Source organism: Streptomyces sp. bgisy027, assembly GCF_057710365.1.
On record NZ_JBYIVZ010000007.1, the window covers coordinates 31,995 to 56,492 of the forward strand.

Sequence of the window (24,498 nt, forward strand, 5' to 3'; positions counted from 1 at the left end):
GAGTGCCTCCCCGGCGTCCACGTGTCAGGGCCGCAGCAGCAGATCGAGTGCTGTTGCGCGTCCGGCGATGCGGGGCAGGGTCCAGGAGATGCCGGCGTCCCAGGACAGGGCGATGCCGGCGAACGCGGTGGGGAGCGTCGCGGATGCGGCGGCGATCCGGAAGTCGCAGGCCGGCACCGGCGACAGGCCGACACCGGCGGCGACACCGTTGGCCGCGGCGGCAACGGGCTTCGGCATCGTCACACCCACACGCGCCTCGGGGACGGGCGGCACCCGTCCCCGAGGCGCATCTACGGGCGCACGCGATCTCCCTGTCGTGGGCGCATGAGGTCGAGGTCCTCGCCCCACGCGTCGAGGACCTCCCCGTGTCCCGCCTGCCGGGCCGCCGACTCGACGAGGGCGAAGAGGTGCCGTTGTTCGGCCACGTCGCCTGTCGCCGCGACGCGGTCCACGGCACGGAGCAGTTCGTCGGTGTCCCAGCCGGGCAGCGGGTGTCGGGCGAGTTCCCAGGTGAGGTACTTGTTGTAGGGGCGCGGGCGACGGTCGAGGGCGAAGAGCAGTTCCAGGAGGAACCGGATGCTGTCGGCGGCGTCGAGGCGAGCGGCCAGGGTGTGGCCGTCCCGGTCGTTCTTGACGCAGCGGTACAGAGCGTTGGCATAGGCGTCGAGCCAGGCGCCGGATTCCCGGAATGCCTCCCCGGCGCTGAGTCGGGCCTTGGCGGCGAGTATCCGGGCGATGCCTCCGTCGAGGCGGTCGAGCACGACCTGTGCGCGGGCGAGAGCGTAGCGTTCGAAGCCGGGCATCCCCGCCGCACGGAACTCGGCGAGGGAGACCACGACGAGATCGAGTGCCGCGGTGCGGTGGCCCGCCAACCGGGTGAGATCGGTCGTCGCGTCGTCGGTGAGGACCACGTACAGGTCGTGGTCGGAGTGCCGGGTGATCGTTCCTTCGTGGGCTCGGGAGCCTTTGAGGACGAGGCCGACGACGGCCGGATCAGCGGTGGCGAGTGCGACAAAGGCGTCGTAGGTGAGTGGCTCAGCGGTCACTGTGCGGATCTCCGGTGGAGTGGAGGTGGCGGGCAGGCATCGCAACCGGGGCGGTCCCTCGTTCGGCAAGCGCCCCGCACCGTCCGCGGCGGCACAAGGCGGCCGCCGGAAGATCAACGCACAACCGGACCCTATCCGCCCTGCCGGTCGTGAGGCAGGGAATTCGGGAGGTACGCCCGTTCTCAGCCCTCCGCGCCCACGGCTGCCGGATCCGGCACGCCGGTGCACCTCAGCGCGAGCGCCGCGATGTCGTCGTCGAGCCGCCCGCCGCCGTGCTGGAGCAGGTCCCGGTGCAGCTGGTCGAGCAGCTCGCGGGGCTGCTCCAGGTCCTGCTGCCGCATCCATTCCGCCAGCGGGAAGAACTGCCCGTCGTGGTCCCGTGTCTCCGACACGCCGTCCGTGTAGAGCAGCAACCGGTCGCCCGGCGCGAAGGCCACGACATCGACCCAGTAGCGGTCGCCGATGAGTGCCGCGAGGTTCAGGGGCGGGGAGGCGATGGTGGGCTCCAGGACCCGGACCTTCCCGCAATGCGCGATCAGTGGCGGCGGGTGCCCGCAGTTGAGGATGCGTACCCGGCCGCCGCCGTGCGGGATCTCGGCCAGGAGAGCGGTGGCGAAGTGCTCGGGCTGGTCAGGGACGGGAAACGCGGCGCTGTGGCGGGTGATCGTGGTCTCCAGGCGATGGATGATCGCCCTGAGGTCGGGCTCGTCGTACGCGGCCTCCCTGAAGCAGCCGATGATCGCCGAGGCCGCCCCGACCGCGGACAGACCTTTGCCCCGTACATCGCCTATGAGCAGTCTGATCCCGTGCGGTGTGCCGATCGCCTCGTAGAAGTCGCCGCCGATCCTGGCCTGCTCCTGGGCCGCGAGGTACAGCGACTCGATCTCGACGTCGTCGATACGGCGGGGCAGCGGGCGCAGCAGCACTTTCTGGGCCGCGTCGGCGACCAGTCGGACATGGAAGAGGATCTCCTCCCGCTGAAGCCGGACATGGCTCCCGTATGCGGCCGCGAGAGTGACCGCGATGATCGCGGCCGCCGTGTACTGCGTCCCCAGGTCGGTGTAGAAGAAGCTGAGGATGATCATGGCCAGAAAGCAGCACGCCCCCAGCGCGATCGTGGGGAGCACGGGCCACATCGCGGCGGCCAGGGCGGGCGCGGCCGGCAACAGGCGGCTGATGGCGATCTCCCTGGGGGTCGAGAACGCCAGGCCGATGATGAGGACGGCCAGGATCACGGGTGACAGCCGGGCGGCTTCCCATCGGCCGCTGTAGGCGGGGCGATGGCGCCCGTGCCGCGCAGACATGATCACAAAATGCATCATATCGACCTAAGCGGACATCAAGCGCGGAGAAATCACGGCCTCGCACGAGCGTCCGAGGCGGACGCGGGACCCCCAGGAACCGAGGCCAGGGGGGCGTGGCGGCACAGATGTCCGAGGTCAGCCGGACAAGGATCCGGCGAGTGGGCCCTGGCCTCCCGGGATCACCGATGCTAGAAAGGTCGCATGGCGAATCGATTCGCCCGTTTTCGGCACCTATCCGTCAAACGGCTGTTCAGCAGGAGCACGCGAAGCGTTGCCGGGCAGGTGCTGGTCTTCCAGGTGGCTCTGGTGGTGCTGCTGGTGACATGCGCCGTCATTGCCCTCGTCCTCCAGTCGGAGCGGGACACCAGCGCCGAGGCCAGGCACCGCTCCACTGCCGTGGCCCAGACGTTCGCGCACTCACCGGGGGTCCTGACGGCCTTGCAGGCCCCGGACCCGAGCAAGATTCTCCAGCCGCTCACCGAAGCGGCACGCCGGGCCGCCGGCATGGACTTCATCGTGGTGATGAACACCGAGGGCATCCGGTACACGCACCCCTTGCCGGACCGGATCGGGAAGCGGTTCGTGGGTGAGATCGGGCCGTCACTGGCGGGCAAGGTCTACGTGGAGAGCGTCAACGGCCCGCTCGGCCGCGAGGTGCAGTCCACGGTCCCGATCAAGAACGCCGACGACAAGGTGGTGGCGCTCGTCTCGGCCGGAATGAAGGTCAAGAACGTCGAGAGCCAGGTGGACCGGCAACTGCCGATCATCCTGGGCGCCGGGGCCGCTGCCCTCGCGCTGTCCACCGGAGTGACGGCACTGGTGGGCAGGCGCCTGCGACGGCAGACGCACAGCCTCGCCCCGGACGAGATGACCTTGATGTACCAGCACCATGACACGGTGCTGCACTCCGTTCGAGAAGGGGTGCTGATCGTGTCCCCGGACGGGCAGCTGATGCTGGCGAACGACGAGGCCAGGCGGCTGCTGGAGCTGCCGCCCGACGTCGAGGGACGCCTCGTGCCGGAGCTGCCGGGCCTCGATCCGGGAACGAAGGAACTGCTGGTCTCCGGGCGCGAGGCCACTGACGAGGTGCACCTCGCCGGAGAGCGACTCCTCGCGGTCAACCAGCGGCCCACGGATCGTGACGGCGGTCCCAAGGGAACGGTGGTGACGCTGCGCGACTCCACCGAACTCCAGGCGGTGACCGGCAGGGCGGAGGTCGCACGGGAGCGGCTGAGGCTGCTGTACGACGCCGGGCTGCACGTCGGCACCACCCTGGACGTGCTGCGTACCGCCGACGAGTTGGCGTGCGTCCCCATTCCACGCTTCGCGGACTTCGTCACCGTCGACCTGGCCGACGCCGTGCTGCACGGCGAGGAGCCGTCCCCGACAGGGGCGGACATGCGACGCGCGGCCGTGTGCGGCATCCGGGACGATCATCCGCTCTCCGAACAGGGCCGGCTGTTCGCCTATCAACCGGCCACGCCCCAGGCACGCGGGTACGGCAGTGGACGTTCCGAGCTGGTGAGCGACCTGCCGAGCGCCACGTCCTGGCGCCTGCAGGACCCCGAGCGCGCCAAGGCGATCATCGACTACGGCATCCATTCCCTGATCACCGCCCCCATCCAGGCCCGGGGCGTCGTGCTGGGCATGGCCAACTTCTGGCGCGGCCACCGTCACGAGAGCTTCGACGAGGAGGACCTGTCGCTGGCGGAGGAGTTGGTGGCCCGGGCCGCGATAAGCATCGACAACGCCCGCCGCTACACCCGCGAGCACGCGATGGCGGTCACCCTCCAGCGCAGCCTGCTGCCGCAGGCGATGCCCGAGCAGAACGCCCTGGACATCGCCTACCGCTATCTGCCGGCCCAGTCCGGCGTGGGCGGGGACTGGTTCGACGTGATCCCGCTGCCGGGGAGCCGGGTGGCGCTGGCCGTCGGCGACGTGGTCGGGCACGGGCTCCACGCCGCCGCCACGATGGGCCGGCTGCGGACCGCGGTGCACAACTTCTCCGCGCTCGATCTGCCGCCGGACGAGTTGCTGGGCCACCTGGACGACCTCGTCGGCCGCATCGACCAGAACGAGGCGGCGGCGAGTGCCGCGGGCGTCGTGGGCGCGACCTGCCTGTACGGAATCTACGACCCGGTGACGCGCCGCTACGTCATGGCCCGTGCCGGGCATCTGGCGCCCGCGCTGGTCCGGCCCGACGGTACCGTCACCTTCCCGGACGTCCCGGCCGGTCCGCCCCTCGGCGTCGGTGGGATGCCGTTCCAGACCGCGGAGCTGTGCCTCGAGGAGGGCACCCAGCTCGTCCTGTACACCGACGGGCTCATCGAGGACCGCAGGCGTGACCTGGACGTGGGAATGGAACTGCTGCGCGACGCGCTGACCGGCCACCCCAAGCGCCCGCCGGAGGAGACCTGCCAGTACGTGCTCGACAGCCTGCTCCCCGAACGTCCCAAGGACGACGTCGCCCTGCTCGTCGCCCGCACGCGGGAGCTGCCGGCCGACCGGATCGCCGACTGGGACGTCCGGCCGGACCCGGCGGCGGTCGCGGGAATGCGCGACGCGGTGGCCGGCAAGCTGGAGGCGTGGGGTCTGTCCGAACTCGGCTTCACCATGGAACTCATCCTGAGCGAACTCATCACCAACGCCATCCGCTACGGCGCCGAGCCGATCCACGTACGACTGATCCGCGACCGGACCCTGACCTGCGAGGTCTCCGACGGCAGCAGCACCTCACCGCACCTGCGCTACGCCGCGACGACGGACGAGGGCGGCCGGGGCCTGTTCCTGGTCTCCCAGATGGCAGAGCGCTGGGGCACCCGCTACACGCCCCAGGGCAAGGTCATCTGGGCCGAACAGGCCCTGCCGGCGATCATCGAAGAACCGGTCCCGGTGCCGACTGCGGCGACGGCGCACGCGGTCGAAGAATGACCGGACCAGAAGACCCCAGCGGGTCCGGGCCCTGAGGAGGCCGCGGCGTAGCTGCTGGGCCAGGGCCGCGGTGATCATGCCCTGGTCCAGGGCCAGGACGACGTCGCTCACGCGGCCCGTCGTGACGTCGGCCGAGTCGCGGAGGCCGTAGCGGTCGTCGTAGGCGTCGAAGGCGCGGGCCGGGCCGCGTAGGCGGGAGCGGCGACGGGAAGGACCCCGTCCCGTCCGTCACACCTCGGCGACATCACCGCGACCGGACCGTGTCGTTGCGTCAAGTCCGCTTCAGACAAGTCGAGTTGGTGTTCGGGAGAGCCTCACGTACGTCACACTTCCTCCATACGTACCGCCGCGACGGCGGGGGCGCATCCATATGGGTGGGGGGCTGGAATGACCGAGTGGAGACCGGTCGTGGCGGCGGTGGCGGGGACACTGCTGCTGGCCGGGTGTACGAGTGGGGCGGACGGAGGTTCCGCCACCGAAGGGAAGAAGAGCCCGGCGCACAGCACGAGCGGCTCGGACGGCGCCGGCTCCTCCGCTTCGGCGGACGGCGCCGGTCCGTCGGCGTCGACGGACGGTGCGGATCCGTCGGCCGCCGCGGCCGAGGACGAGCCGTACACGATGATCGAAGAGCTGGCGCCGCAGACCCGGTCCGAGGCCGTCGCTTTCGTGCGTGGGCTCACCTCGCGGCCGGACAACTTCGGTTCCGGTTTCCGCAAGGCGCAGCCGTACGAGAGTGATCCGGGCGAGTGGGCCGTGCTCGACGAGGACTGTGTGTGGCAGCGGCAGCCGCTGCCCGACACGGCGTTGGCCAGTCTCACCCGGAGATTCGAGCTGCCGGGCAGCGGGGGCAAGGGGCCGGTGAAGGTGTCCATGACGGTCACCGTCCACGAGGACACCACGGCGGCGCGCCGGGACATGGCGGTGTCGTTGGAGGAAGCGCTCCGCTGTCCCGACCAGCGGTTGAACGCCACCGAGCAGGTGCGCGGACTGTACTCGCGGGCCGATCCGTTCGCCGAGGCACGCAATGGGGTCACCGACGACGACCTCATCGAGAGCGGGAAGTTACTCGTCGACGGCGCCAAGGGCGCGCTGCCCTTCGACTGGTTCAAGTACCGGCTCGGTCCGGTGACCGTGGCCGCGACGGACCGTATCGGAGCGGGCCACACGGACGAGGAGGCGAGCCGAATCGCCTCCCAGGTGGCGCAGGGCGTGACCTACACGGCCGCCGAGATCGACAGCATCCGCGGGAACACGGCACGCGACGACGCCGAGGGCAAGGACAGCACCGACGACGCGGAGGCTCGCGATGAGTGAACCGCTGAGGCCCGCCGACCCCTCGCGCATCGCCGGCTTCCGGCTGCTGCGGCGGCTCGGCGCGGGCGGCATGGGCGTGGTGTACCTGGGGCGCGACGACGAGGGCACCCTCGCCGCCGTCAAGGTGATCCGGGGCGAGAGCGCCGACGATCCCGACTTCCGGGCGCGGTTCGCACGCGAGGCCGAGCTGGCCCGGCGAGTGACGAGCCGTTGGGTGGTACCCGTGCTCGGCGCGGACGCGGAGGCGGCCGAGCCATGGCTTGCGACCACGTTCGTTCCCGGTCCCTCGCTCGTCGAGGCCGTCGCCGAGCACGGTCCGCTGCCCGTGGCCACCGTACGTTCCCTCGGCCGGCTGCTGGCCGATGCCCTGGTGGACCTGCACGCGGCCGGACTGGTCCACCGGGACGTGAAGCCCGGCAACGTACTGCTGGCCCTGGACGGCCCCCGGCTGATCGACTTCGGGGTGGCGCGGGCCGACGACGACACGGCACTCACGGCTTCCGGCATGGTCGTCGGCAGTCCCGGCTTCCTCTCCCCCGAGCAGGCTCAGGGCGAACCGGCCACGGCCGCGAGCGACGTCTTCTCGCTCGGCGGAGTCCTGGCGTACGCGCTGACCGGCCGCCCGCCCTTCGGCAGCGGAACACCCGACGCCCTGCTGTACCGCACCGTCCACGACGAACCCTCGCTCGACGGCATCGAGGACGACTCGCGGGCGCTGGTGGCCCGGTGTCTCTCCAAGGAGCCGGGCGAGCGGCCGACGGCCGCGGAACTGCGGGGTCTGCTGTCCGAGGGCGGCGAGACGGACGAGACCGGCGAAACGCCTGTGCGGGACAGCGTCCCGGGGCTTCCCGACGCGGTCGCCCGTATGATCGCCGCCCGTTCCGCCGAGGGCCTCGCACTGCCCGAGATCGAGCCGACCGAGCTGGACGAGTCCGCCGCGGCCCCGGCGGCCGCCGGGGGCGAGCCGCAGGACGCGGTGGACCGGCGCCCCAGCCGGCGCCGACTGCTGCTGGGCGGTGGGGCGTTGCTGCTCGCCGCGGGAGGTGCGGGCGCCGCGGTGCTCGCGACCCGCGACGACGACAAGGCGCCGCCCGGCAAGGCGCGTCCCGTCTATGTCCTGGGCGTTCATGTCACCGAGTCCACGACGCTGGTCAGCCGGGTCAGCGAACGCGCGGCCCGGCTCGCCGTCGCCCAGCACAACGCCGACCCGAAGCGCGCCTACGACCTGAAGGTCCGCGTCGGACGGGATCAGGGGGACGCGGCCGGCGCCCAGGAGGTGGCCCGTCGGTTCACCGCGGACCGCGCCGTGGTCGCCGTTCTCGGACCGGTCACCGAGCTCCCGATGCGGTCCGCCGCGAAGGTCTACGGCCGGGCCGGGCTGACCCATGTGTCGAGCACCACCGGCCAGCAGGACTACTTCGTGACCTCGCCCACCGCGTCCTTCCAGACCGGCGCGGCGCACACCGCGCTCGGCGGCTGGATCGCCCTGCACGCCATGGTCACCAAACGGCTGGGACGTATCGGCGTGGTCCTGGACCGCTCCGGCGGCACGACCATCCAGGACCAGGCCACCCTGCTGGTGCAGCAGTGGCGGGACGCGCTCGGTGCCCAGGTGGTGCCCCAGGTCGTGGCCGAGGAGACCGGTGACGGCCCGGACGCGGTACGCGCGCTGCTCGCCGACGGGGTCACCGCCTTCGCCTACCTCGGCCCGATGGACGCGACCGTCGCGGCGGCCCGTCAGCTGGCCGCGGCCGGGTTCGAGGGTCCGCGCTGGATGCAGCATCTGCTGTACGGCACGGACTTCCCGGTCCGTGCCGGGGCCGCCGGCGAGGGCTGGTACGTGGTCGACTCCGCGGTCGATCCGTCCGCCCTCGGCACCGAGGCGGCGCGGGACTTCACCTCGGCGTGGCGCAAGCGGTACGGGGCGGCTCCGGAACCGTTCGCCGCGGAGGCGTACGACTCGGTGCGCATGCTGCTCGGCGAGTTCGCCCGGACGGTCCCGAAGGGGTCGGGCGCCCGGCCGGTGCGGGCCGAACTCGGTGAGCGGCTGGCGAAGGTCAAGTACCAGGGCATGGACCGGACTTACGCTTTCGGTGCCTATCACCAGTTCCAGAGCAGCAGCGAGGGGTGGCTGCGCAGTACGTACGTGCACGAGGTGCGCGACGGGCGGTTCCGTCAGCTGGGGTCACTCCAGGATCTTCAGAACGCGGGGAATGTTCAGAGCTGAGAGGCCTGTCGCCCGGCCTCGGGAGGGAGAGGGAAGGGGGTTCGTGCCATGGATCGGCTGCTGCCTTCCGACCCGTCGGTGATCGGCGGCTACCGGTTGGCCGCACGGCTCGGCGCGGGCGGGATGGGCGTGGTGTACCTGGCGCGCTCTGCGCACGGCACTTGGTGTGCCCTGAAGTCGATCCGGTCCGAGCACGCCGACGATCCGGGTTTCCGGGCCCGCTTCCGGCGCGAGACGGAGCTGGCGGCCCGGCTGAGGTCCCGCTGGACCGTGCCCGTCCTCGCTGCCGACGCCGAGGCCCGCTCGCCGTGGCTGGCCACCGCCTACGTGCCGGGGCCCTCCCTCGCCGAGGCACTCGCCCGCAACGGCCCCTGGCCGACGGCGCAGTTGCTCTGTCTGGGCGCCGCTCTGGCGCAGGCGCTGGAGGGGGTTCATGCGTGCGGGCTCGTCCACCGGGACGTGAAGCCCGCCAACATCCTGCTCGCGGCCGACGGACCGCGCCTGATCGACTTCGGTATCGCCCGCGCGGTCGGCGTGACCGCGCTCACCGCCGACGGGTCGGTCATCGGCTCCCCCGGCTATCTCTCGCCCGAGCAGGCCCGGGGCCGCACGGTGGGTCCGGCGAGCGACGTATTCTCGCTGGGCTGCGTCCTCGCCCACGCGGCCACCGGCCGGCCGGTGTTCGGGGCCGGCGGCGCGGCAGGGGTGCTGTACCGGACCGTGCACGAGGAACCCGACCTGGACTCGGTGCCCGACGCCCTCGACGGGATCGTACGGCACTGTCTGGCGAAGGATCCGGAGCAGCGGCCGTCGGTCGGTGAACTCCGCGCCCGGTTCGGCGAGTTCGACGAGCAGGGGTGGCTGCCGGAGGGACTGCCCGCGCTGGTGGCGGCCCGCGCGGCGCGGGTGCTGGAGCTGCCGGTGCCGCAGGGCACGGTCGCCGACGGGGCGTCGGCGGACGGGTGGGCGGACGCCGTGACCCAGGCCGCCTCGGAGCCGGCGGGGGCACCGACCGCTCGGCGCCGGGTGCTGGCCGCCGGAGGGGCGGTTCTCGGCGTGAGCGCGGCGGGTGTGGGCAGTTGGTGGCGCTGGGGCCGTTCGGCCTCGTCCGGCACGACCGGGGCCGGGGCGTTGCCCCGGCGGGTGATCGGTCTTCTCGGTGATCGGTCGGACGGCGTGTTCACGGCCCATGAGCGCGGTGCCCGGGTGGCGGTGAGCGAACACAACGCCGTCTCGGAACGCGCCTTCGATCTGGTGCTGCGCACCGCCGACGACGGCGGGACGGCGAAGGGAGCCGCCGCGGCCGCCGCCCGACTGGCCGCCGACCCGGAGGTGTCCCTCGTGATCGGCACCGGCACCAACGCGACCGCACCGGCGGCGGTGGAGGCCTGCGCGCAGGCTCGGGTCGCCCAGCTGATCACGCGTGCCGACACCAACGAACTCGACGGCGTCAATCTCACCAGCACCCTGCTGATGCGCCCGACGAGGACCGCCGGGCCACCGGCGATCCTGCGCTATCTCAACAGGGTCGTGAAACCCGCGCGCACCACGGTCGTCCATGACCTCACCGACGGGGCTGAGAGCCTCCAGACGGTCCGCATCATCACCGTGCACAAGAAGCTCGACAGCGATGCCGCGGTCGAGGAGATCGCCCCTGACAGCGGCTTCGCCGCCGCTGCCCGGCGGATCGCCGCCCGTCGCGACGACGCGGTGTTCTTCGCGGGCGTCCACCCCGACCGGGCCGCGTCCTGCGCTCGCGCCTTGCGCGAGACGGGGTATCGCGGCCCGTGCGTGGCGGACGAGCACGTGCTCGGCGCCCGGTTCCTCGCGGAGGCGGACGGCTGGCTGATCGGGACCGGCTACACGGACGCCACCGCCGACCCCCGCGTCAAGGCGTTCACCGCGGCCCACCGTGCCCGCTTCGGCGCGGCCCCCGCTCCATGGGCCGCCGAGGCCTACGACACCGTCCGCTTCGCCGCCCACGGCCTGACCGCCGCCGGTGACGACGACCGCTCCGCCCTGCGCTCCGAACTGCTCCGCCGGCCCTGGCAGGGCATCACCCGCAAGGTCAGCTACGACCCGGACTCCGAGTTCTTCGAGGCCCTGGAGGACGCGGGCGCGTTCCTCTACCGGGTGAAGGACCGCACCATCCGCTTCATGGCCCGCGCTGATGACATCAGCAGGACGTCGAAGTGATCAACCGGCCCGTACAGCAGGGTCGTCGGGCACCGGGGGAACGTCTGCGGATCAGCTCCGGCTCACGCCCGGTGTCCAGCCCGGCGGGCCGAAGACGTAGCCCGCGCGGTCGCGCCAGCGGGTGGTGCTGCGTACGTCGCGCCAGGTGGCGGCGTACTCGTGGAAGGCGACACGCAGCGGGTTGTAGGTGTCGATGTTCTTGGTGAGGCCGTAGACGACGCGCTCGTCCTCGGCCTGGAAGGTGCCGAGGATCCGGTCCCAGACGATGAGGATGCCGCCGTAGTTGCGGTCCAGGTAGGCGTTGTTGGAACCGTGGTGGACGCGGTGGTGCGAGGGCGTGTTGAACACGTACTCGATCGGCCGCCACAGGCGGTCCACTCGCTCGGTGTGCAGGAAGAACTGGTAGATGAGGCTGACCGACTGCTGGAGCAGGATCATCCAGGGCGGAATGCCGAGCAGGGCGAGCGGCAGCCAGAACGGCAGAGTGGTCATCGGGGTCCAGCTCTGGCGCAGCGCGGTGGAGAGGTTGAACCGCACGCTGGAGTGGTGGACCACGTGGCTCGCCCACAGGACCCGCACGCGGTGGTGCGAGCGGTGGAAGACGTAGTAGGCGAGGTCCTCCGCGAGGAACAGCAGCACCCAGGTCCACACCGACGTGGCGGACAGCTGCCAGGGCGCGACGCTGTGGAGGGCGGCGAACGCGACGATCGTGACGGCCTTCCACGGCAGGGCGATCACCTGGCTGCCCGCGCCCATCGACATGCTGGTCACGGTGTCGCGCGCCTCGTAGCCGCGTTCGTCGTCGTCCGGGAGGAAGCGGTACGACAGTGCCTCAACTGCGACCAGCAGGACGAAGGCGGGTATGGCGTGGACGACGGCGGGTATCACGGCGTGCCTCCTTCGGGTTCCCTGGTGTGCGGGGTGGCCGGGACGCTGCGGGCCAGCAGTGCGCGCGCCGCGGACTCGGCGCCCTGTTCATCGCGTGCGGCGATGAGGGCGGCCAGTTTCATGTGTCCGGCGACGTCGAGCAGTTCGGTGGCGCGCAGTTCGGTCGGCACCTCGCCGGCGGTGAAGCCCTCTGCGACCAGGCTGTTGAACGCGAGGAGGTAGGCGATGTTGCCGGAGCCCTCGACGATGAGGCGCCACCAGGTGACGTCTGCCGCGGCGAGGTCGGTGAGGTCGGGTCCGGTGTTGATGTACGCGGCCGCGGCACCGACGATCTCGGCCGCGGTCCGGTCCGGGCAGCGGGCGGCGCACAGCCGGGCGGCGTCCGCGCCGATGGAGGCCCGCATCTCCAGGACGTCACGGCGAAGGTCGTAGGACGTGGGCAGCCGCTCGGTGTGGGCGAGTTGCAGGGCGAGGTCGAGGCCGGCGGTGCGTCGCCAGTCCAGGATCATGGTGCGTCCACCGTGGCTGACCTCGACGAGTCTCGCCTGCTGGAGACGCTTCACCGCCTCCCGTACCGCGTGCCGGTTCACCCCGAACTCGGTGGCCAGTTCACGCTCGGCGGTCAGGGGGACGCCGGCCGCGAGGTCGCCGCTCAGGATGCGGTCCCGGAGCAGCGTGAACAACTGCTCGGATACGGCTTCACGCCGGATGCGCTGCTCTGTCATGCACACACCCTGACGGCGCCTCCCCGGACTGGTCAACTGGTTGGACCAGATCGCCCCGGCCGCACCGCACGGGGCGCGGTGTTCAGTCGCCCGGCGTGCGCACGGCCAGCAGGGCCATGTCGTCGTGGCCGTCGCTCGGGCGATGGTCGGCGAGGAAGCACACGAAGTCGTCCAGCGGCAAGTGGACCTGGTCCGCGGCGAGTTCGGCGAGCACGGACAGGCCGCGGTCGATGGGGTACTCGGGGTGCTCGACGAGTCCGTCCGTGAAGAACAGCACGGTCGTCCCGGCGGACACGGGATGGGTGTGGTCGGGACGGTTCTGTTCTGGATCGACGGCGAGCGGCAGGCCGGGCTCGGCTTCCAGGTACTCCGTGTGCCGGTCGGGGGTGATGATCAGCGGGGGCAGGTGGCCCGCCGTGCTCCAGTGCAGCTTCCAGCCCTCCTCAGCCTGTTCCATCCGGGCGAGGCAGGCGGTGGTGACGGGCAGGTCGGTGATGGCGTGCAGGGTGCGGTCGAGTTGGGCGAGGACGCTGCTGGGCGGGGTGAAGCGGTCGAACAGCAGGGCACGCAGCATGCTGCGGGTCTGGGCCATGGCTGCGGCCGCGCGCATGTCGTGGCCGACGACGTCACCGATCACGACCGCGCACGCGCTGTCGGGCAGCCAGAGGGCGTCGTACCAGTCCCCGCCGAGGTGGGCCGGGGTGAGGGCGGGGCGGTAGACGGCCGCGGCGCTCAGGGGGGGACAGGTCGGGCAGGGTGGGCAGCAGAAGCCGCTGGAAGTGTTCGGCGCCGTCGCGGACCTGCTCGAACAGTCTGACGTTCTCGATCGCGACACCGGCGGCGCCGGCCAGGGCGACGACGATGTCCTCGTCATCGCGGTCGAAGGGCCGCCCGTCCCGGCGTTCGGACAGGTAGAGATCTCCGTAGATGGTGCCGCGGACGCTGATGGCGACGCCCAGGAGCGTGCGCATCCGCGGATGGCCGGGCGGGAACCCCACCGAGGCGGGGTGGGAGCCGATCTCGTCGACGCGCAGTGGTTCGGGGTGGTGGATCAGGTGGCCCAGGACCCCGCGTCCGCGAGGAAACTCGACCCCCGACAGGTCGCCGCGCTCCGACTCCGACAGCCCCGCCGTGATGAACTGCCCCAACTGCTCACCGGAGTCGTCCAGCACCCCGAGCGCGCCATAGCGGGCGCCGACCAGATCCATGGCGGTGGTGACGATGCGGTGCAGCACCGTGGGCAGATCCATCTCCCGGCTGATGGTCAGCACCGCGTCCAGCAGCCCCTGGAGCCGGTCCTTGGCGACGGCCAGCTCCCGCAACTGCTCGGCGATCTGCTCCAGCTGGTGGCCCAGCCGCAGCGTCGGGTCGGCTCCGGACGACGGCCCGGGTTCCTCGACGCCGTCCGCCATCACAGGCGCCCGGTGGTCTCGACGGCCGTGGTGGGAGTCATGCGCGCGTGCCCTTCGTCGTCCCGTGGCCGCTCACCTGTGCTGCCTGCCCATCGGACTCACAGTCCCCTGATACGACCGTGATCAACCCGCACAGGGTGACGCAGTCGTACGACCCAACCGGCCCATTACTCCATAGGCGGCATGTTCCCCGCGGCCGCCGGCAGGTCAGGCCGGCTGCCACAGCTCGATGCGGTCGCCCTCCGGGTCGGTGACCCGGCCGAATCGGCCGACGCCCTCCCTGTCCTGCGTCTCCTCGGACACGTCCGCTCCCCTGGTGCGCAGTTGGTACCACGCGGTCAGGGCCGCCGGGTCAGCGGCCCGGATGAAGTATCCGCCGACGCCAAGCACACCTTCCATGCGGCCGTCTTTGCCGGCACGGCGATCGGGCGGCCGGGCGTCATTCCGTCGACCGGAGGTCGGATGCCGGCATCGAGAGGTCGCCGTCGGCACGCGCGCACGCGGGCGTCCGGGGGCGCACAGGGACGCCGTTGCTGCGCAGCACATCGCGGACGTCGAGGATCAGCGGGAAGACCTCGTGGTTGCGGTCCTCGCCCTGTTCGTCCCACGCCCGCTGCTCGGCCTCGACGGCCATGCGGTCCTCGGCGAACACCCGCTCGGTGAAGCGCCTGATGAGCGGCCAGGCCAGGTGCAGCACACCGGGCACGGCAGGCTTCTCGATCATCAGCAGGCCGTAGGCGTGGCAGCTGCGCTGCTCGGCGTCCTCGGGCACGTACACCGCCCAGAGCCGGAAGGCCGGGCGTTCGGCGTTCTCCGGTACCAGGTCGAGTGTCTGGTACGGGTATTCGGTGCGGATCGTCATGACGTCGGCGGAGTCCCGCCCGCCCAAACCCTCTGCCGCCAGCAGGCCCGCGCCGCGGTTGCGTTTTCCCCCGGTGTGGGTGAACAGATAGCGGGCCTCCACCGACCGCGCGGAAGTCTCGTACCCCAGCAGTTCGGGGTGGAGCTTGCCGACGACTCCCCGGTGGAGGAACTGGTGGTTCATGTCGAGCAGGTTCTCGTGCATGAACGAGTAGTGGCAGCGCACTGTTCGGGAGAAAGTCATGGTCCTGTACCGGGGTGAGGCGAACGCGGGCAACAGGGGCAGCGGGACGTCCGGTGCCTTCTGCGGGTCGCCCGGGAAGACGAACACCAGCCCGTACGCCTCGCGGACCGGATAGCCGCGCACACCGCGCGGCGGCCGGCCGTCGCCCTTGGACAGGTAGGGGATCTGCGAGATACGGCCGTCGCCGCGGTAGGCCCACGCGTGGTAGCAGCAGCGAAGGACCTCGCCCTCGACGACGCCCATGCTCAGCGGCACCTGCCGATGGGCGCACCGGTCCTCCAGGGCATGGACGGTGCCGCTCTTCCCCCGGTAGAGCGCGATGCGTTCCCCGGCGAACATGGTCGCGATCACCCGGCCGCGGCGTACCTTTCCCGACAGCGCGACCGGGTACCAGAAGTCCGGGTTCGCACCGACACGCCTCAGATCGGCGGCGGCCCGTTCGGGAGCCTCCTGCCGCGAGCGCCGGCTGCTCCTGGTCCCGTCGGAGTCCGTCTCGGTCATACCTCTCCCTTGCATCGGGGATCCCGGCATGGACAGACCGCGCATCACCGACCGGCGGACGCGTCAGAGCCCAGCACCATCCCAGCGTGGCGGTCCCCGGCGGCCCTGTCCTGCCCAGGGCGCCCGCAGGGGTGAGCGGACGGGCGACAACCGAGACAGCGGCGTTCCGGTTACGCCCGGTGCCTGCTGTGCGGGACTCCGAGCTCACGACAAGCGAGCCGGGCCCTCCGGAGATACGCTCGTGCTGTCTCTGCTGCACGGCTGGGAGGCACGTAGATGAACTGCTATGAATGCGCCCAGTCAGGGCGCACCACGGAGCCGGTGGCCATCTGCCGAGTGTGCGGAGCCGCTGTCTGCCCGGAGCATGTGCGTTCCGAGTCGGTGGTCCTGCGAGGCACCGCGCAACCCGGCGAAGTGATCCATGACGTGCCGGCCAGGCGGCTGACCTGCCCGGTGTGCCGGGCGGCGGAACAGGACACCTGAACCGTTCACCGCTCCCCACGGCACCGCCGGAAGTCACCTCCCTGACGCAGGTCACCGTGGACGGAGCGGTGCAGGGGAACGCCGCTCCACGGGTGGGGAGCGTAGACAGGTACGCGATCGCGGCGGGCGACGGGGGTTTTCGACGACGAGGGCGTCACGCCCGTCAACGAGACCTGCCGGCGCGCCGACGGGTTCCTGTCCGGCCGACGGGCGTAGCAGATCCGGGCAACAGCCGGATCGCGGATGTCACGGTCGGGATACGCCTGGCCGAGCCGATGTCACGGTCGGGGTACGCCTCGTCGATCCCTCTGGCCACGCAACCGCCGTGGCCGAAAATGTGTCTCAGAGCGCGTGGCCCGGTCGCCGCGGAGTGAGTCAGGCTCGCGCGGCGCGCCGGCAAGCGGCCTGGGGGGCGTAATGAGCACATGGGAAGTACCCGGATACAGCGAGTCACTCGAACTCGGGGCGGGGGCGAGCGGGCGGGTCGTTCTGGCCGTCCACGAGGAGACCGGCGTCGCGGTCGCGGTGAAGTACCTCAGTGAGGCACTGCGCACCCGGCCGGGCTTCGTGCACGACTTCCGGGCGGAGGCGCGGCTGCTCGGCGGGCTCGAGAGCCCGTACGTGACCGGGTTGTACGAATACGTGGAGAGCACGCACGGCGCCGCCATCGTGATGGAGCTGGTGGACGGGATCTCCCTGCGCACCCTCCTGAGCAGGCAGGGCCCGCTCGACCCCGAGGCGGCACTCGTCATCCTCAAGGGATCCCTGCTCGGTCTGGCCGCCGCGCACCGCGTCGGTGTCGTGCACCGCGACTACAAGCCGGAGAACGTCCTGGTCGCACCGGACGGGTCGTCCAGGCTCGTCGATTTCGGGATCGCGGTGGACTCGGGCACCAGCGCCGGCGTGGCGGGAACCCCGTCCTACATGGCCCCGGAGCAGTGGACCGGCGCGCCCGCCTCCCCCGCGGCCGACGTGTACGCGGCCACGGCCACCTTCTTCGAGTGCCTGACGGGACGCAAGCCCTACTCGGGCGAGAACTTCGCCGAGCTGGCGCTCCAGCACGTCGAGGCGCCCATCCCCGCCGACGAGACGCCCGAGGCCGTACGTGCGCTGGTGCGCCACGGCCTGGCCAAGGACCCGGCGGAACGGCCCCCGCAGGCCGAGGAGTTCGTGACGGAGCTCGAAGCCGTCGCCGGCGCCGCCTACGGGACCGAGTGGGAGGAACGCGGCCGGGGCCGGCTCGCCGCGCTGGTGGCACTGCTGCCGCTGCTGCTGCCCTCGGCCCGGAGCAACCCCGGCACCACCACGGACACCGCACGCACGGTTCTGCGCCCCCAGCCGGGCTACACCCTCGCCCCCGCACGGTCGTGGCTGCCCGGCCGCCCCGGAATGCTGGTGTCGGGCGCCGCCGTGGTCCTCGCGATCCTCCTCACCTACGGCGCCCCGTTCACCCCCGGGACAGCCGCGGACCGGGCGGATCGGGCCCTGGCCACCACCAGCGCGCAGCCCGGCTCGGGACCGGCCGGGACCACCGCGCCGACCGCCTCGGCGTCTTCGTCGACGTCTCCGGCCCCGGGCGAGTCGGGCGATCCGTCGTCGTCACCGAGCGAGGCGTCCTCCTCGGGGCCGGCGGCATCCGACAGCGCGGACCCCACGGCCTCCGACACCCCGGCCGGAGGGGAGGAGACGACGCCGCCGACGGACCCGGGGATCACGGAGACGCCGACGACTGCCTCTCCCCCATCGCCCGCGGCCCCCGCCGTCAAGGACGTCGCGGTGTCGGGCTTCGTGCAGACGGGCGCCTCGAGCGCCTCCGCGACCATCGACGTCACCACGGACGGCACGGGGCCGGTCTCCATCACCGTCTCGTGGTTCACGGGCAACCTGGCGGGGCTGCCGGGCTCCGCCGACGGCGCGTCGCAGACCTTCACGCGCAGCGGCGCCACGCAGTACTCGATCCCCGTCGATCACACCTTCCAGAACGCCGGCTGCTACTGGACGGTCCAGGCCACGACCAACCCGGGCTCCGCCGACGGAGGTGCCTCTCAGCAGCTTCTGACCAGGCGGTGTGACATCCGATGACCACCCGGCACGACCGCACTCCCGCACCGGGCGAGGAGGAGCCGACGCAGGTCCTCACGGCCTCCGACGAGCACGCCTCGACCATGCGGCTCGCCCCCGAGGACGCCCGCGCGCACAGCGGCGAACTCGACTCGGCCAACGCCGAATACAGCGCCACGGTGCTGGCCAGCCACTGGATACAGCGTCCGGAAGCGGACGACACGCTCGTGGAGAAGACCGTTCCGGAGACTCGGCCGTCGACCCCGCCGGACCGGGTCGAAGGCACCGTGCTGCGTTTCGGCCCCGGGGTCACCGCCGCCGTCGCGGAGCGCACTCATCGGACGATCCCCGCCGTGCCGGTACCTCCGGCGCCCCCTCGCCGACGGCTGCGCAGGCACGCGCTGCCCGCGCTGGTCCTGCTCTGCGTCCTCGCGTTCCTCGCCTGGCAGCGCCTCGGTCCGGCCGTCGAAGTCAGGACGGTGGCGGTCACGGCCCGGCCGACGGTCCTGGGGTGCGACGGCACGGCGGACGTCGTCGGCCTCGTCACGACGAACGGCCGTCCGGGAACGCTGTCGTACCGCTGGACCCGGAGCGACGGCACCACCTCCGGAGTGCTGCGGGAAAGGATGGTCCGCGGCCAGAAGCAGGCACGCCTGCATCTGCTGTGGACCTTCCAGGGCGAGGGCCGCCGCGAGGCGCGGGCCGAGCTGCGGATCCTCTCGCCCGCCCGCAGCGCGGTGACCGCCCGGTTCACCTACGACTGCCGCTGATCCCGGCCGGCTGGCCGAAACCGCCCGGGGGAAGCAGGCACCAAATGGGCACGCGACGGTCGGGAAACGGGCTATGACCTCCCCCGCGTTACAGCCCTCACCTCCGTCATTCCGGTATTACGCACGTTGGAATGCGGGCACATTCGGTCACGAACTGCCCTACGGCGAATCTGTTCACCACCCGTCATCCCCTTGTAGAAATTTGGCCACCGAAGCCGAATGGGACGGGCTCCGGGAAAAAGCCGGCGCGGGAACATCGCGCCGCGCGTGAAACGGAGGTGTCGCCGTGGACGCCGAGGAACGAAGACGCGGAATTCTGGAACGGGCAAGGGGTTCCGGATCCGTGGACGTGGGAGAGCTGGCCGCCGATCTCGGGGTTTCGAAGGAGACCGTTCGACGGGACCTGAATCTGCTGGAGGGGCACGGGCTGGTCCGCCGTACCCACGGCGGCGCCCATCCCGTGGAGAGCCGCAGCTTCGAGACGACGCTCGCCTTCCGCACCACCATGCACGTACCCGAGAAGTCCCGGATCGCGGCAGCCGCTGCAGACCTGCTCGGGGACGCCGAGACCGTCTTCGTCGACGAGGGCTACACCCCGCAGCTCATCGCCGCCGCGCTCCCCCGCGACCGTCAGCTGACCGTGGTCACCTCCTCGTTGGCCACGGCGGGTGACCTGGCCTCCGCCGAGAACATCACCGTGCTCCTGCTCGGTGGCCGGGTGCGCGGCGGGACGCTGGCCACCGTCGACCACTGGGCGACGCGGATGCTGGCCGGCCTCGTCATCGACCTGGCGTACGTCGGCGCGAACGGCATCTCCCGCGAGTACGGACTCACCACCCCCGACCCCGCCGTCAGCGAGGTCAAGTCCCAGGTCCTCAGGGCCGCAAGGCGCCGGATCTTCTCCGGCGTCCACACGAAGTTCGGCGCCGTGAGCTTCTGCCGTTTCGGCGACGTCACGGAGTTCGAGGCGATCGTCACCGACGCCGGACTGTCCGCCTCCGAGGCGCACCGCTACGCGCTGCTGGGCCCCGAGGTCGTCCGGGTCTGAGCAGCGGTCCTCCCTGCAACCCACCCCACCCCCGCACGTCCGGGGGTCTGCTTCCGCACACCCCGAAACACATCTCCTGGAGTCAGTCATGCGCACACGAAGAATGATCCACGTCCTCGCCGCGGCGGCGGCCGCGAGCTCGCTGCTCGTCGCGTGCAGCGGCGCGGGCGGCTCCTCCAGCTCCGGTGGCGGCGGCAAGAGCATCAACGTGCTGATGGTCGGCAACCCGCAGATGGAGGACATCGCCAAGCTGACGAAGGACACCTTCACGAAGGACACCGGCATCAAGGTGAACTTCACGGTCCTTCCCGAGAACGAACTGCGCGACAAGGTCACGCAGGACGTCGCCACCCAGGCCGGCCAGTACGACGTCGCCACCATCGGCGCCTACGAGGTACCGATCTGGGAGAAGAACGGCTGGCTGCACGAACTCAGCTCCTACGCCGACAAGGACACCGGCTTCGACAAGGCCGACCTGCTCAAGCCCATGGTCACGTCCCTGTCGGGCTCCGACGGCAAGCTCTACGCCCTGCCGTTCTACGGCGAGTCCTCGTTCCTCATGTACAACAAGGACGTCATGGAGGCGAAGGGCATCAAGGTGCCCGAGCGTCCGACCTGGCAGCAGATAGCCGACATCGCGGCCAAGGTGGACGGTGCCGAGCCGGGCATGCGGGGCATCTGTCTGCGCGGTCTGGCCGGCTGGGGCGAGCTCGGCGCGTCGCTGACGACCGTGGTGAACACCTACGGCGGCACCTGGTTCACCAAGGACTGGAAGGCGCAGGTGAACTCCCCGGAGTTCAAGAAGGCGGCGAACTTCTACGTCGACCTGGTCCGCAAGCACGGCGAGGCGGGTGCGGCTCAGGCCGGGTTCACCGAGTGCCTGAACGCCATGAGCCAGAAGAAGGTCGCGATGTGGTACGACGCGACCAGCGCGGCCGGGTCGCTGGAGGACCCGAAGTCCAGCAAGATCGCCGGCCGGGTCGGCTACGCGTACGCGCCGACTGCCGAGACCAAGAGCAGTGGCTGGCTGTGGAGCTGGGCGTGGGCGATGCCCAAGACGACGAAGAACGCCGACGCCGCGTCGAAGTTCATGCTGTGGGCCTCCAGCAAGGAGTACGAGAAGACGGTGGGCGAGAAGCTCGGCTGGTCGCGTGTCCCGGCCGGCAAGCGGGCCAGCACCTATGAGCTCCCGGAGTACCAGAAGGCCGCGGCGTCGTTCGGTGACATCACGCTGAAGTCCATCGAGCAGGCCGACCCGGCCAACCCGGGCCTCCAGCCGAGGCCGACCGTGGGCGTCCAGTACGTGGCCATCCCCGAGTTCCAGGACCTGGGCACCAAGGTCACCCAGGAGATCTCCGCCGCGATCGCCGGCAAGACCAGCGTGGACAAGGCACTGAACGACGGCCAGAAGCTCGCCGAGGAAGTCGCCAAGAACTACCAGTGACCGTCATCGCCCGGCCGGCTCCTCGGCCGGCCGGGCCCGCTTTCTCCCATCTCCCGGCCGTCACTGGCAGAGGAAACCGCCATGACCACGCTCACCGCGCCCCCCAAGACAGCTCCACCGCCCAGCCGCCCGCGCCCGTCCGCCGGCGCCGGCAAGTGGAAGCGCCGTATCCCGCTGCTTCCGGCGCTCGTCTTCACCATCGTCGTCACCCAACTGCCGTTCGTCGCCACGCTCGTCATCTCCACGCTGCAGTGGAACGTCCTCAAGCCGGGCGAGCGGCGCTTCGTGGGGCTGTCCAACTTCAAGTTCGTCTTCACCGACGAGCGGCTGCGCACGGCGGTGCTCAACACCGTCGTACTCACCGCCTCGGTGGTCCTCATCAGTGTGCTGCTCGGCCTGGGCCTGGCGATGCTGCTGGACCGCCGGTTCGTCGGCCGCGGCCTGGCGCGGACGCTGCTCATCGCGCCGTTCCTGGTCATGCCGGTCGCCGCGGCGCTGCTGTGGAAGCACGCCGTCTACAACCCCGACTACGGCCTGCTCAACGGCACCCTCAACGCCGTGTACCGCTTCTTCGGCGCGGACAACGGCCCCACGATCGACTGGGTGTCCTCCTACCCGATGCCCGCCGTCGTCCTCTCGCTGGTCTGGCAGTGGACGCCGTTCATGATGCTCATCATCCTGGCCGGTCTTCAGGCGCAGCCCGGTGACGTGCTGGAGGCGGCCCGGGTCGACGGGGCGTCGGCCATGGCGACCTTCCGCTTCATCACGCTGCCGCATCTGCGCCAGTACCTCGAACTGGGCATCCTGCTCGGCACGATCTACGTCGTGCAGACCTTCGACGCGGTCTACACCATCACCCAGGGCGGCCCCGGCTCCCGGACCACCAACCTGCCGTACGAGATCTACCTGACCATGTTCCGCAAGTACGAGTACGGCCAGGCGGCCGCCGCCGGTGTGGTCGTCGTGCTCGGCTCGATCGTGATCGCGACCTTCGCGCTGCGCACCATCGCGTCGCTGTTCCGTGAGGAGGTGTCCCGATGACCACTCACGCGGCAGTCGCCGCGCCCGGCGCGAGACTCAAGAAGGTCCTTCGACGGCGCGACGACCACGGCGGCACCCCCAGGCTGTCCCCTCTGTGGACCTTCGTCGCCTGGCTCGCCACGCTGGCGTTCTTCGCGCCGGTGGCGTGGATGGTGCTCACCTCCTTCCACCAGGAGGCGGACGCGGCGACCAACCCGCCGAGCCTGCTGGCGCCGGTCACCTTCGACCAGTACAAGCTGCTGTTCAGCCGCGACATCACGCCGTTCCTGCTGAACTCGGCCATGGCCAGCGTGATTTCGACGCTGCTCGTGCTCGTCCTGGCGGTGCCGACGGCGTACGCGCTGTCCATCAAGCCGGTCCAGAAGTGGACCGACGTGATGTTCTTCTTCCTGTCCACCAAGTTCCTGCCCGCCATCGCGGCGCTGCTGCCGGTGTACCTGATCGTCAAGGACGCCGGGATGCTGGACAACGTGTGGACGCTGATCATCCTCTACACCGCCATGAATCTGCCGATCGCGGTGTGGATGATGCGCTCGTTCCTCGCCGAGGTGCCCAAGGAGATCCTCGAGGCCGCCGAGGTCGACGGCGCGGGTCTGCCCACCGTGCTGCTGCGGATCGTCGCGCCTGTCGCCATGCCGGGGCTCGCCGCGACCTCGCTGATCTGCTTCATCTTCAGCTGGAACGAGTTCATGTTCGCGGTCAACCTCACGGCGACCAACGCGTCGACCGCGCCGGTCTTCCTGGTCGGCTTCATCACCAGCGAGGGCCTCTTCCTGGCCCGGCTGTGCGCCGCCGCGACGTTGGTCTCCCTGCCGGTGCTCATCGCCGGTTTCGCCGCCCAGGACAAACTGGTCCGAGGGCTGTCCCTAGGAGCAGTCAAGTGAAAGCCGCTGTCATCGAAGCGCCCGGCAAGGTCACCGTCACCACGGTGCCGGACCCCACTCCCGGGCCGCGCGAGGTCGTGGTCGACGTGGCGGCCTGCGGGCTGTGCGGGACCGATCTGCACATCCTCCAGGGCGAGTTCGCGCCCACGCTCCCGGTCGTGCCGGGGCACGAGTTCGCCGGGGAGGTCGTGGGCCTCGGCAGCGAGGTCACCGAACTCGCCCTCGGCGACCGGGTCGCCGTCGACCCCTCGCTCTACTGCCACGAGTGCCGCTACTGCCGGGTCGGCCGCAACAACCTGTGCGACCGGTGGCAGGCGATCGGAGTGACGGTGGCCGGAGGCGCCGCGGAGTACGCCGTCGCCCCGGTCGCCAACTGCGTACGGCTGCCCGACCATGTGGACGTCCAGGACGCGGCCCTGATCGAGCCGCTGTCGTGCGCGGTGCGCGGCTACGACGTGCTGAGCAGCAGGCTGGGCTCCCACGTGCTGATCTACGGCAGCGGCACGATGGGCCTGATGATGCTGGAGCTGGCCAAGCGCACCGGGGCGGCGTCGGTGGACGTCGTCGACGTCAATCCGGAGCGGCTGGCGACGGCGGAGAAGCTCGGTTGCTCTCAAGTGGCCCTGTCCGCGGATGAGTTGCGGCGTTCGGGTGGCGGCTGGGACGTGGTCGTGGACGCGACCGGGAACGCCGCCGCCATCCAGGACGGCCTGGAGCGGGTCGCCAAGGCGGGGACGTTCCTCCAGTTCGGGGTCTCGGACTACGCCACGAAGGCCACCATCTCGCCGTACCGCATCTACAACCAGGAGATCACGATCACCGGCTCGATGGCGGTCCTGCACAGCTACGAGCGCGCGGCGGAGCTGTTCGCCACCGGAGTGCTCGATCCGCAGGTCTTCATCAGCCACCGGCTGCCGCTGGCGCAGTATCCGCAGGCGCTGGACCAGTTCGCCGCCGGCCAGGGACGCAAGATAGTCGTCCTGCCCTGAGTCCCGCCCGCACGTCAGCCCGTCGGCGCCGCCCTGCCGACGGGCCTGCCGGCATTTCAGGTCGCAGCGACAGCCGGCGGGCACCTGAAGGATCACCTCTCCCCCGGTCGGCTTCGTACCGCGGATTCA

General features: G+C 71.0%; 19 protein-coding genes and 1 pseudogene. 12 read left to right on the top strand and 8 right to left on the bottom strand.

The window, feature by feature from the left end:
* Positions 1 to 24: 24 nt before the first annotated feature.
* From AC3ETA_RS09460 to AC3ETA_RS09470, 3 genes are all read right to left on the bottom strand, one after another.
* Positions 25 to 237, bottom strand: a complete 213-nt coding sequence (locus AC3ETA_RS09460) for an enoyl-CoA hydratase-related protein (RefSeq protein WP_432192361.1) — start codon at positions 235 to 237, stop codon at positions 25 to 27.
* A gap of 53 nt (positions 238 to 290) precedes the next feature.
* Positions 291 to 1,046, bottom strand: a complete 756-nt coding sequence (locus AC3ETA_RS09465) for a hypothetical protein (RefSeq protein WP_432192362.1) — start codon at positions 1,044 to 1,046, stop codon at positions 291 to 293.
* A 182-nt stretch (positions 1,047 to 1,228) separates the two neighbouring features.
* On the bottom strand, positions 1,229 to 2,350 hold the full coding sequence (locus tag AC3ETA_RS09470; RefSeq protein ID WP_432192363.1) for a PP2C family protein-serine/threonine phosphatase: 1,122 nt from the start codon (positions 2,348 to 2,350) through the stop codon (positions 1,229 to 1,231).
* Between the two features lie 201 nt (positions 2,351 to 2,551).
* Between AC3ETA_RS09470 and AC3ETA_RS09475 the strand changes: the two genes are divergently transcribed.
* From AC3ETA_RS09475 to AC3ETA_RS09490, 4 genes are all read left to right on the top strand, one after another.
* Positions 2,552 to 5,281, top strand: a complete 2,730-nt coding sequence (locus tag AC3ETA_RS09475) for a SpoIIE family protein phosphatase (RefSeq protein ID WP_432192364.1) — start codon at positions 2,552 to 2,554, stop codon at positions 5,279 to 5,281.
* Positions 5,282 to 5,668: 387 nt separating this feature from the next.
* Positions 5,669 to 6,595, top strand: coding sequence for a hypothetical protein (locus AC3ETA_RS09480; RefSeq protein ID WP_432192365.1), 927 nt, complete (start codon positions 5,669 to 5,671; stop codon positions 6,593 to 6,595).
* Positions 6,588 to 8,822 carry a bifunctional serine/threonine-protein kinase/ABC transporter substrate-binding protein gene (locus AC3ETA_RS09485; RefSeq protein ID WP_432192366.1) on the top strand — a complete coding sequence of 745 codons (2,235 nt, stop codon included), beginning with the start codon at positions 6,588 to 6,590 and terminating at the stop codon, positions 8,820 to 8,822. Before AC3ETA_RS09480 ends, AC3ETA_RS09485 begins: the two co-directional genes overlap by 8 nt.
* Positions 8,823 to 8,870: 48 nt before the next feature.
* Positions 8,871 to 11,018, top strand: a complete 2,148-nt coding sequence (locus tag AC3ETA_RS09490; protein ID WP_432192367.1) for a bifunctional serine/threonine-protein kinase/ABC transporter substrate-binding protein — start codon at positions 8,871 to 8,873, stop codon at positions 11,016 to 11,018.
* Positions 11,019 to 11,069: 51 nt separating this feature from the next.
* Here AC3ETA_RS09490 and AC3ETA_RS09495 read toward each other — a convergent pair whose 3' ends face one another.
* The 5 genes and pseudogenes from AC3ETA_RS09495 to AC3ETA_RS09515 all read right to left on the bottom strand — a co-directional run bounded on the left by AC3ETA_RS09495 (position 11,070) and on the right by AC3ETA_RS09515 (position 15,649).
* Complete coding sequence (locus AC3ETA_RS09495; RefSeq protein WP_432192368.1) at positions 11,070 to 11,906, bottom strand: sterol desaturase family protein; 837 nt, start codon at positions 11,904 to 11,906, stop codon at positions 11,070 to 11,072.
* Positions 11,903 to 12,631: a FadR/GntR family transcriptional regulator gene (locus AC3ETA_RS09500; protein ID WP_432192369.1), complete on the bottom strand. Its 729-nt coding sequence runs from the start codon at positions 12,629 to 12,631 to the stop codon at positions 11,903 to 11,905. The genes AC3ETA_RS09495 and AC3ETA_RS09500 overlap by 4 nt, the downstream gene beginning before the upstream one ends.
* 82 nt (positions 12,632 to 12,713) lie before the next feature.
* Positions 12,714 to 14,043 (bottom strand): annotated as a pseudogene (locus tag AC3ETA_RS09505) (PP2C family protein-serine/threonine phosphatase).
* A 207-nt stretch (positions 14,044 to 14,250) separates the two neighbouring features.
* Positions 14,251 to 14,442 carry a VOC family protein gene (locus tag AC3ETA_RS09510; protein ID WP_432192370.1) on the bottom strand — a complete coding sequence of 64 codons (192 nt, stop codon included), beginning with the start codon at positions 14,440 to 14,442 and terminating at the stop codon, positions 14,251 to 14,253.
* Between the two features lie 40 nt (positions 14,443 to 14,482).
* Positions 14,483 to 15,649, bottom strand: a complete 1,167-nt coding sequence (locus tag AC3ETA_RS09515; protein ID WP_432192371.1) for a Rieske 2Fe-2S domain-containing protein — start codon at positions 15,647 to 15,649, stop codon at positions 14,483 to 14,485.
* A gap of 276 nt (positions 15,650 to 15,925) precedes the next feature.
* Between AC3ETA_RS09515 and AC3ETA_RS09520 the strand changes: the two genes are divergently transcribed.
* From AC3ETA_RS09520 to AC3ETA_RS09555, 8 genes are all read left to right on the top strand, one after another.
* Positions 15,926 to 16,132 (top strand): DUF2180 family protein, encoded by a 207-nt coding sequence (locus tag AC3ETA_RS09520; protein WP_432192372.1) that lies wholly within the window; start codon positions 15,926 to 15,928, stop codon positions 16,130 to 16,132.
* 417 nt (positions 16,133 to 16,549) lie between these two features.
* Positions 16,550 to 18,214 carry a serine/threonine-protein kinase gene (locus AC3ETA_RS09525; RefSeq protein ID WP_432192373.1) on the top strand — a complete coding sequence of 555 codons (1,665 nt, stop codon included), beginning with the start codon at positions 16,550 to 16,552 and terminating at the stop codon, positions 18,212 to 18,214.
* Positions 18,211 to 18,963, top strand: coding sequence for a hypothetical protein (locus tag AC3ETA_RS09530; RefSeq protein WP_432192374.1), 753 nt, complete (start codon positions 18,211 to 18,213; stop codon positions 18,961 to 18,963). The genes AC3ETA_RS09525 and AC3ETA_RS09530 overlap by 4 nt, the downstream gene beginning before the upstream one ends.
* Before the next feature lie 286 nt (positions 18,964 to 19,249).
* A complete protein-coding gene (locus tag AC3ETA_RS09535) occupies positions 19,250 to 20,011 on the top strand; it encodes a DeoR/GlpR family DNA-binding transcription regulator (protein ID WP_432192375.1) in 762 nt (253 codons plus the stop codon).
* 88 nt (positions 20,012 to 20,099) lie between these two features.
* Complete coding sequence (locus tag AC3ETA_RS09540; RefSeq protein ID WP_432192376.1) at positions 20,100 to 21,455, top strand: ABC transporter substrate-binding protein; 1,356 nt, start codon at positions 20,100 to 20,102, stop codon at positions 21,453 to 21,455.
* Between the two features lie 81 nt (positions 21,456 to 21,536).
* Positions 21,537 to 22,496 (top strand): carbohydrate ABC transporter permease, encoded by a 960-nt coding sequence (locus AC3ETA_RS09545; protein WP_432192377.1) that lies wholly within the window; start codon positions 21,537 to 21,539, stop codon positions 22,494 to 22,496.
* On the top strand, positions 22,493 to 23,380 hold the full coding sequence (locus AC3ETA_RS09550) for a carbohydrate ABC transporter permease (RefSeq protein WP_432192378.1): 888 nt from the start codon (positions 22,493 to 22,495) through the stop codon (positions 23,378 to 23,380). Before AC3ETA_RS09545 ends, AC3ETA_RS09550 begins: the two co-directional genes overlap by 4 nt.
* The gene (locus tag AC3ETA_RS09555; RefSeq protein WP_432192379.1) at positions 23,377 to 24,369 is read left to right on the top strand and encodes a zinc-dependent alcohol dehydrogenase family protein; all 993 of its coding nucleotides are present in this window, start codon (positions 23,377 to 23,379) and stop codon (positions 24,367 to 24,369) included. Before AC3ETA_RS09550 ends, AC3ETA_RS09555 begins: the two co-directional genes overlap by 4 nt.
* Positions 24,370 to 24,498 lie beyond the last annotated feature (129 nt).

Excerpts from the sequence above, each read along its gene's own strand:
- AC3ETA_RS09550 (WP_432192378.1), top strand. The coding sequence starts at position 22,493 with ATGACCACTCACGCGGCAGTCGCCGCGCCCGGCGCGAGACTCAAGAAG.
- AC3ETA_RS09510 (WP_432192370.1), bottom strand. The coding sequence starts at position 14,442 with ATGGAAGGTGTGCTTGGCGTCGGCGGATACTTCATCCGGGCCGCTGAC.
- AC3ETA_RS09470 (WP_432192363.1), bottom strand. The coding sequence starts at position 2,350 with ATGTCTGCGCGGCACGGGCGCCATCGCCCCGCCTACAGCGGCCGATGG.
- AC3ETA_RS09540 (WP_432192376.1), top strand. The coding sequence starts at position 20,100 with ATGCGCACACGAAGAATGATCCACGTCCTCGCCGCGGCGGCGGCCGCG.
- AC3ETA_RS09520 (WP_432192372.1), top strand. The coding sequence starts at position 15,926 with ATGAACTGCTATGAATGCGCCCAGTCAGGGCGCACCACGGAGCCGGTG.
- AC3ETA_RS09545 (WP_432192377.1), top strand. The coding sequence starts at position 21,537 with ATGACCACGCTCACCGCGCCCCCCAAGACAGCTCCACCGCCCAGCCGC.
- AC3ETA_RS09515 (WP_432192371.1), bottom strand. The coding sequence starts at position 15,649 with ATGACCGAGACGGACTCCGACGGGACCAGGAGCAGCCGGCGCTCGCGG.
- AC3ETA_RS09460 (WP_432192361.1), bottom strand. The coding sequence starts at position 237 with ATGCCGAAGCCCGTTGCCGCCGCGGCCAACGGTGTCGCCGCCGGTGTC.
- AC3ETA_RS09530 (WP_432192374.1), top strand. The coding sequence starts at position 18,211 with ATGACCACCCGGCACGACCGCACTCCCGCACCGGGCGAGGAGGAGCCG.
- AC3ETA_RS09500 (WP_432192369.1), bottom strand. The coding sequence starts at position 12,631 with ATGACAGAGCAGCGCATCCGGCGTGAAGCCGTATCCGAGCAGTTGTTC.
- AC3ETA_RS09490 (WP_432192367.1), top strand. The coding sequence starts at position 8,871 with ATGGATCGGCTGCTGCCTTCCGACCCGTCGGTGATCGGCGGCTACCGG.
- AC3ETA_RS09485 (WP_432192366.1), top strand. The coding sequence starts at position 6,588 with ATGAGTGAACCGCTGAGGCCCGCCGACCCCTCGCGCATCGCCGGCTTC.
- AC3ETA_RS09480 (WP_432192365.1), top strand. The coding sequence starts at position 5,669 with ATGACCGAGTGGAGACCGGTCGTGGCGGCGGTGGCGGGGACACTGCTG.
- AC3ETA_RS09475 (WP_432192364.1), top strand. The coding sequence starts at position 2,552 with ATGGCGAATCGATTCGCCCGTTTTCGGCACCTATCCGTCAAACGGCTG.
- AC3ETA_RS09525 (WP_432192373.1), top strand. The coding sequence starts at position 16,550 with ATGAGCACATGGGAAGTACCCGGATACAGCGAGTCACTCGAACTCGGG.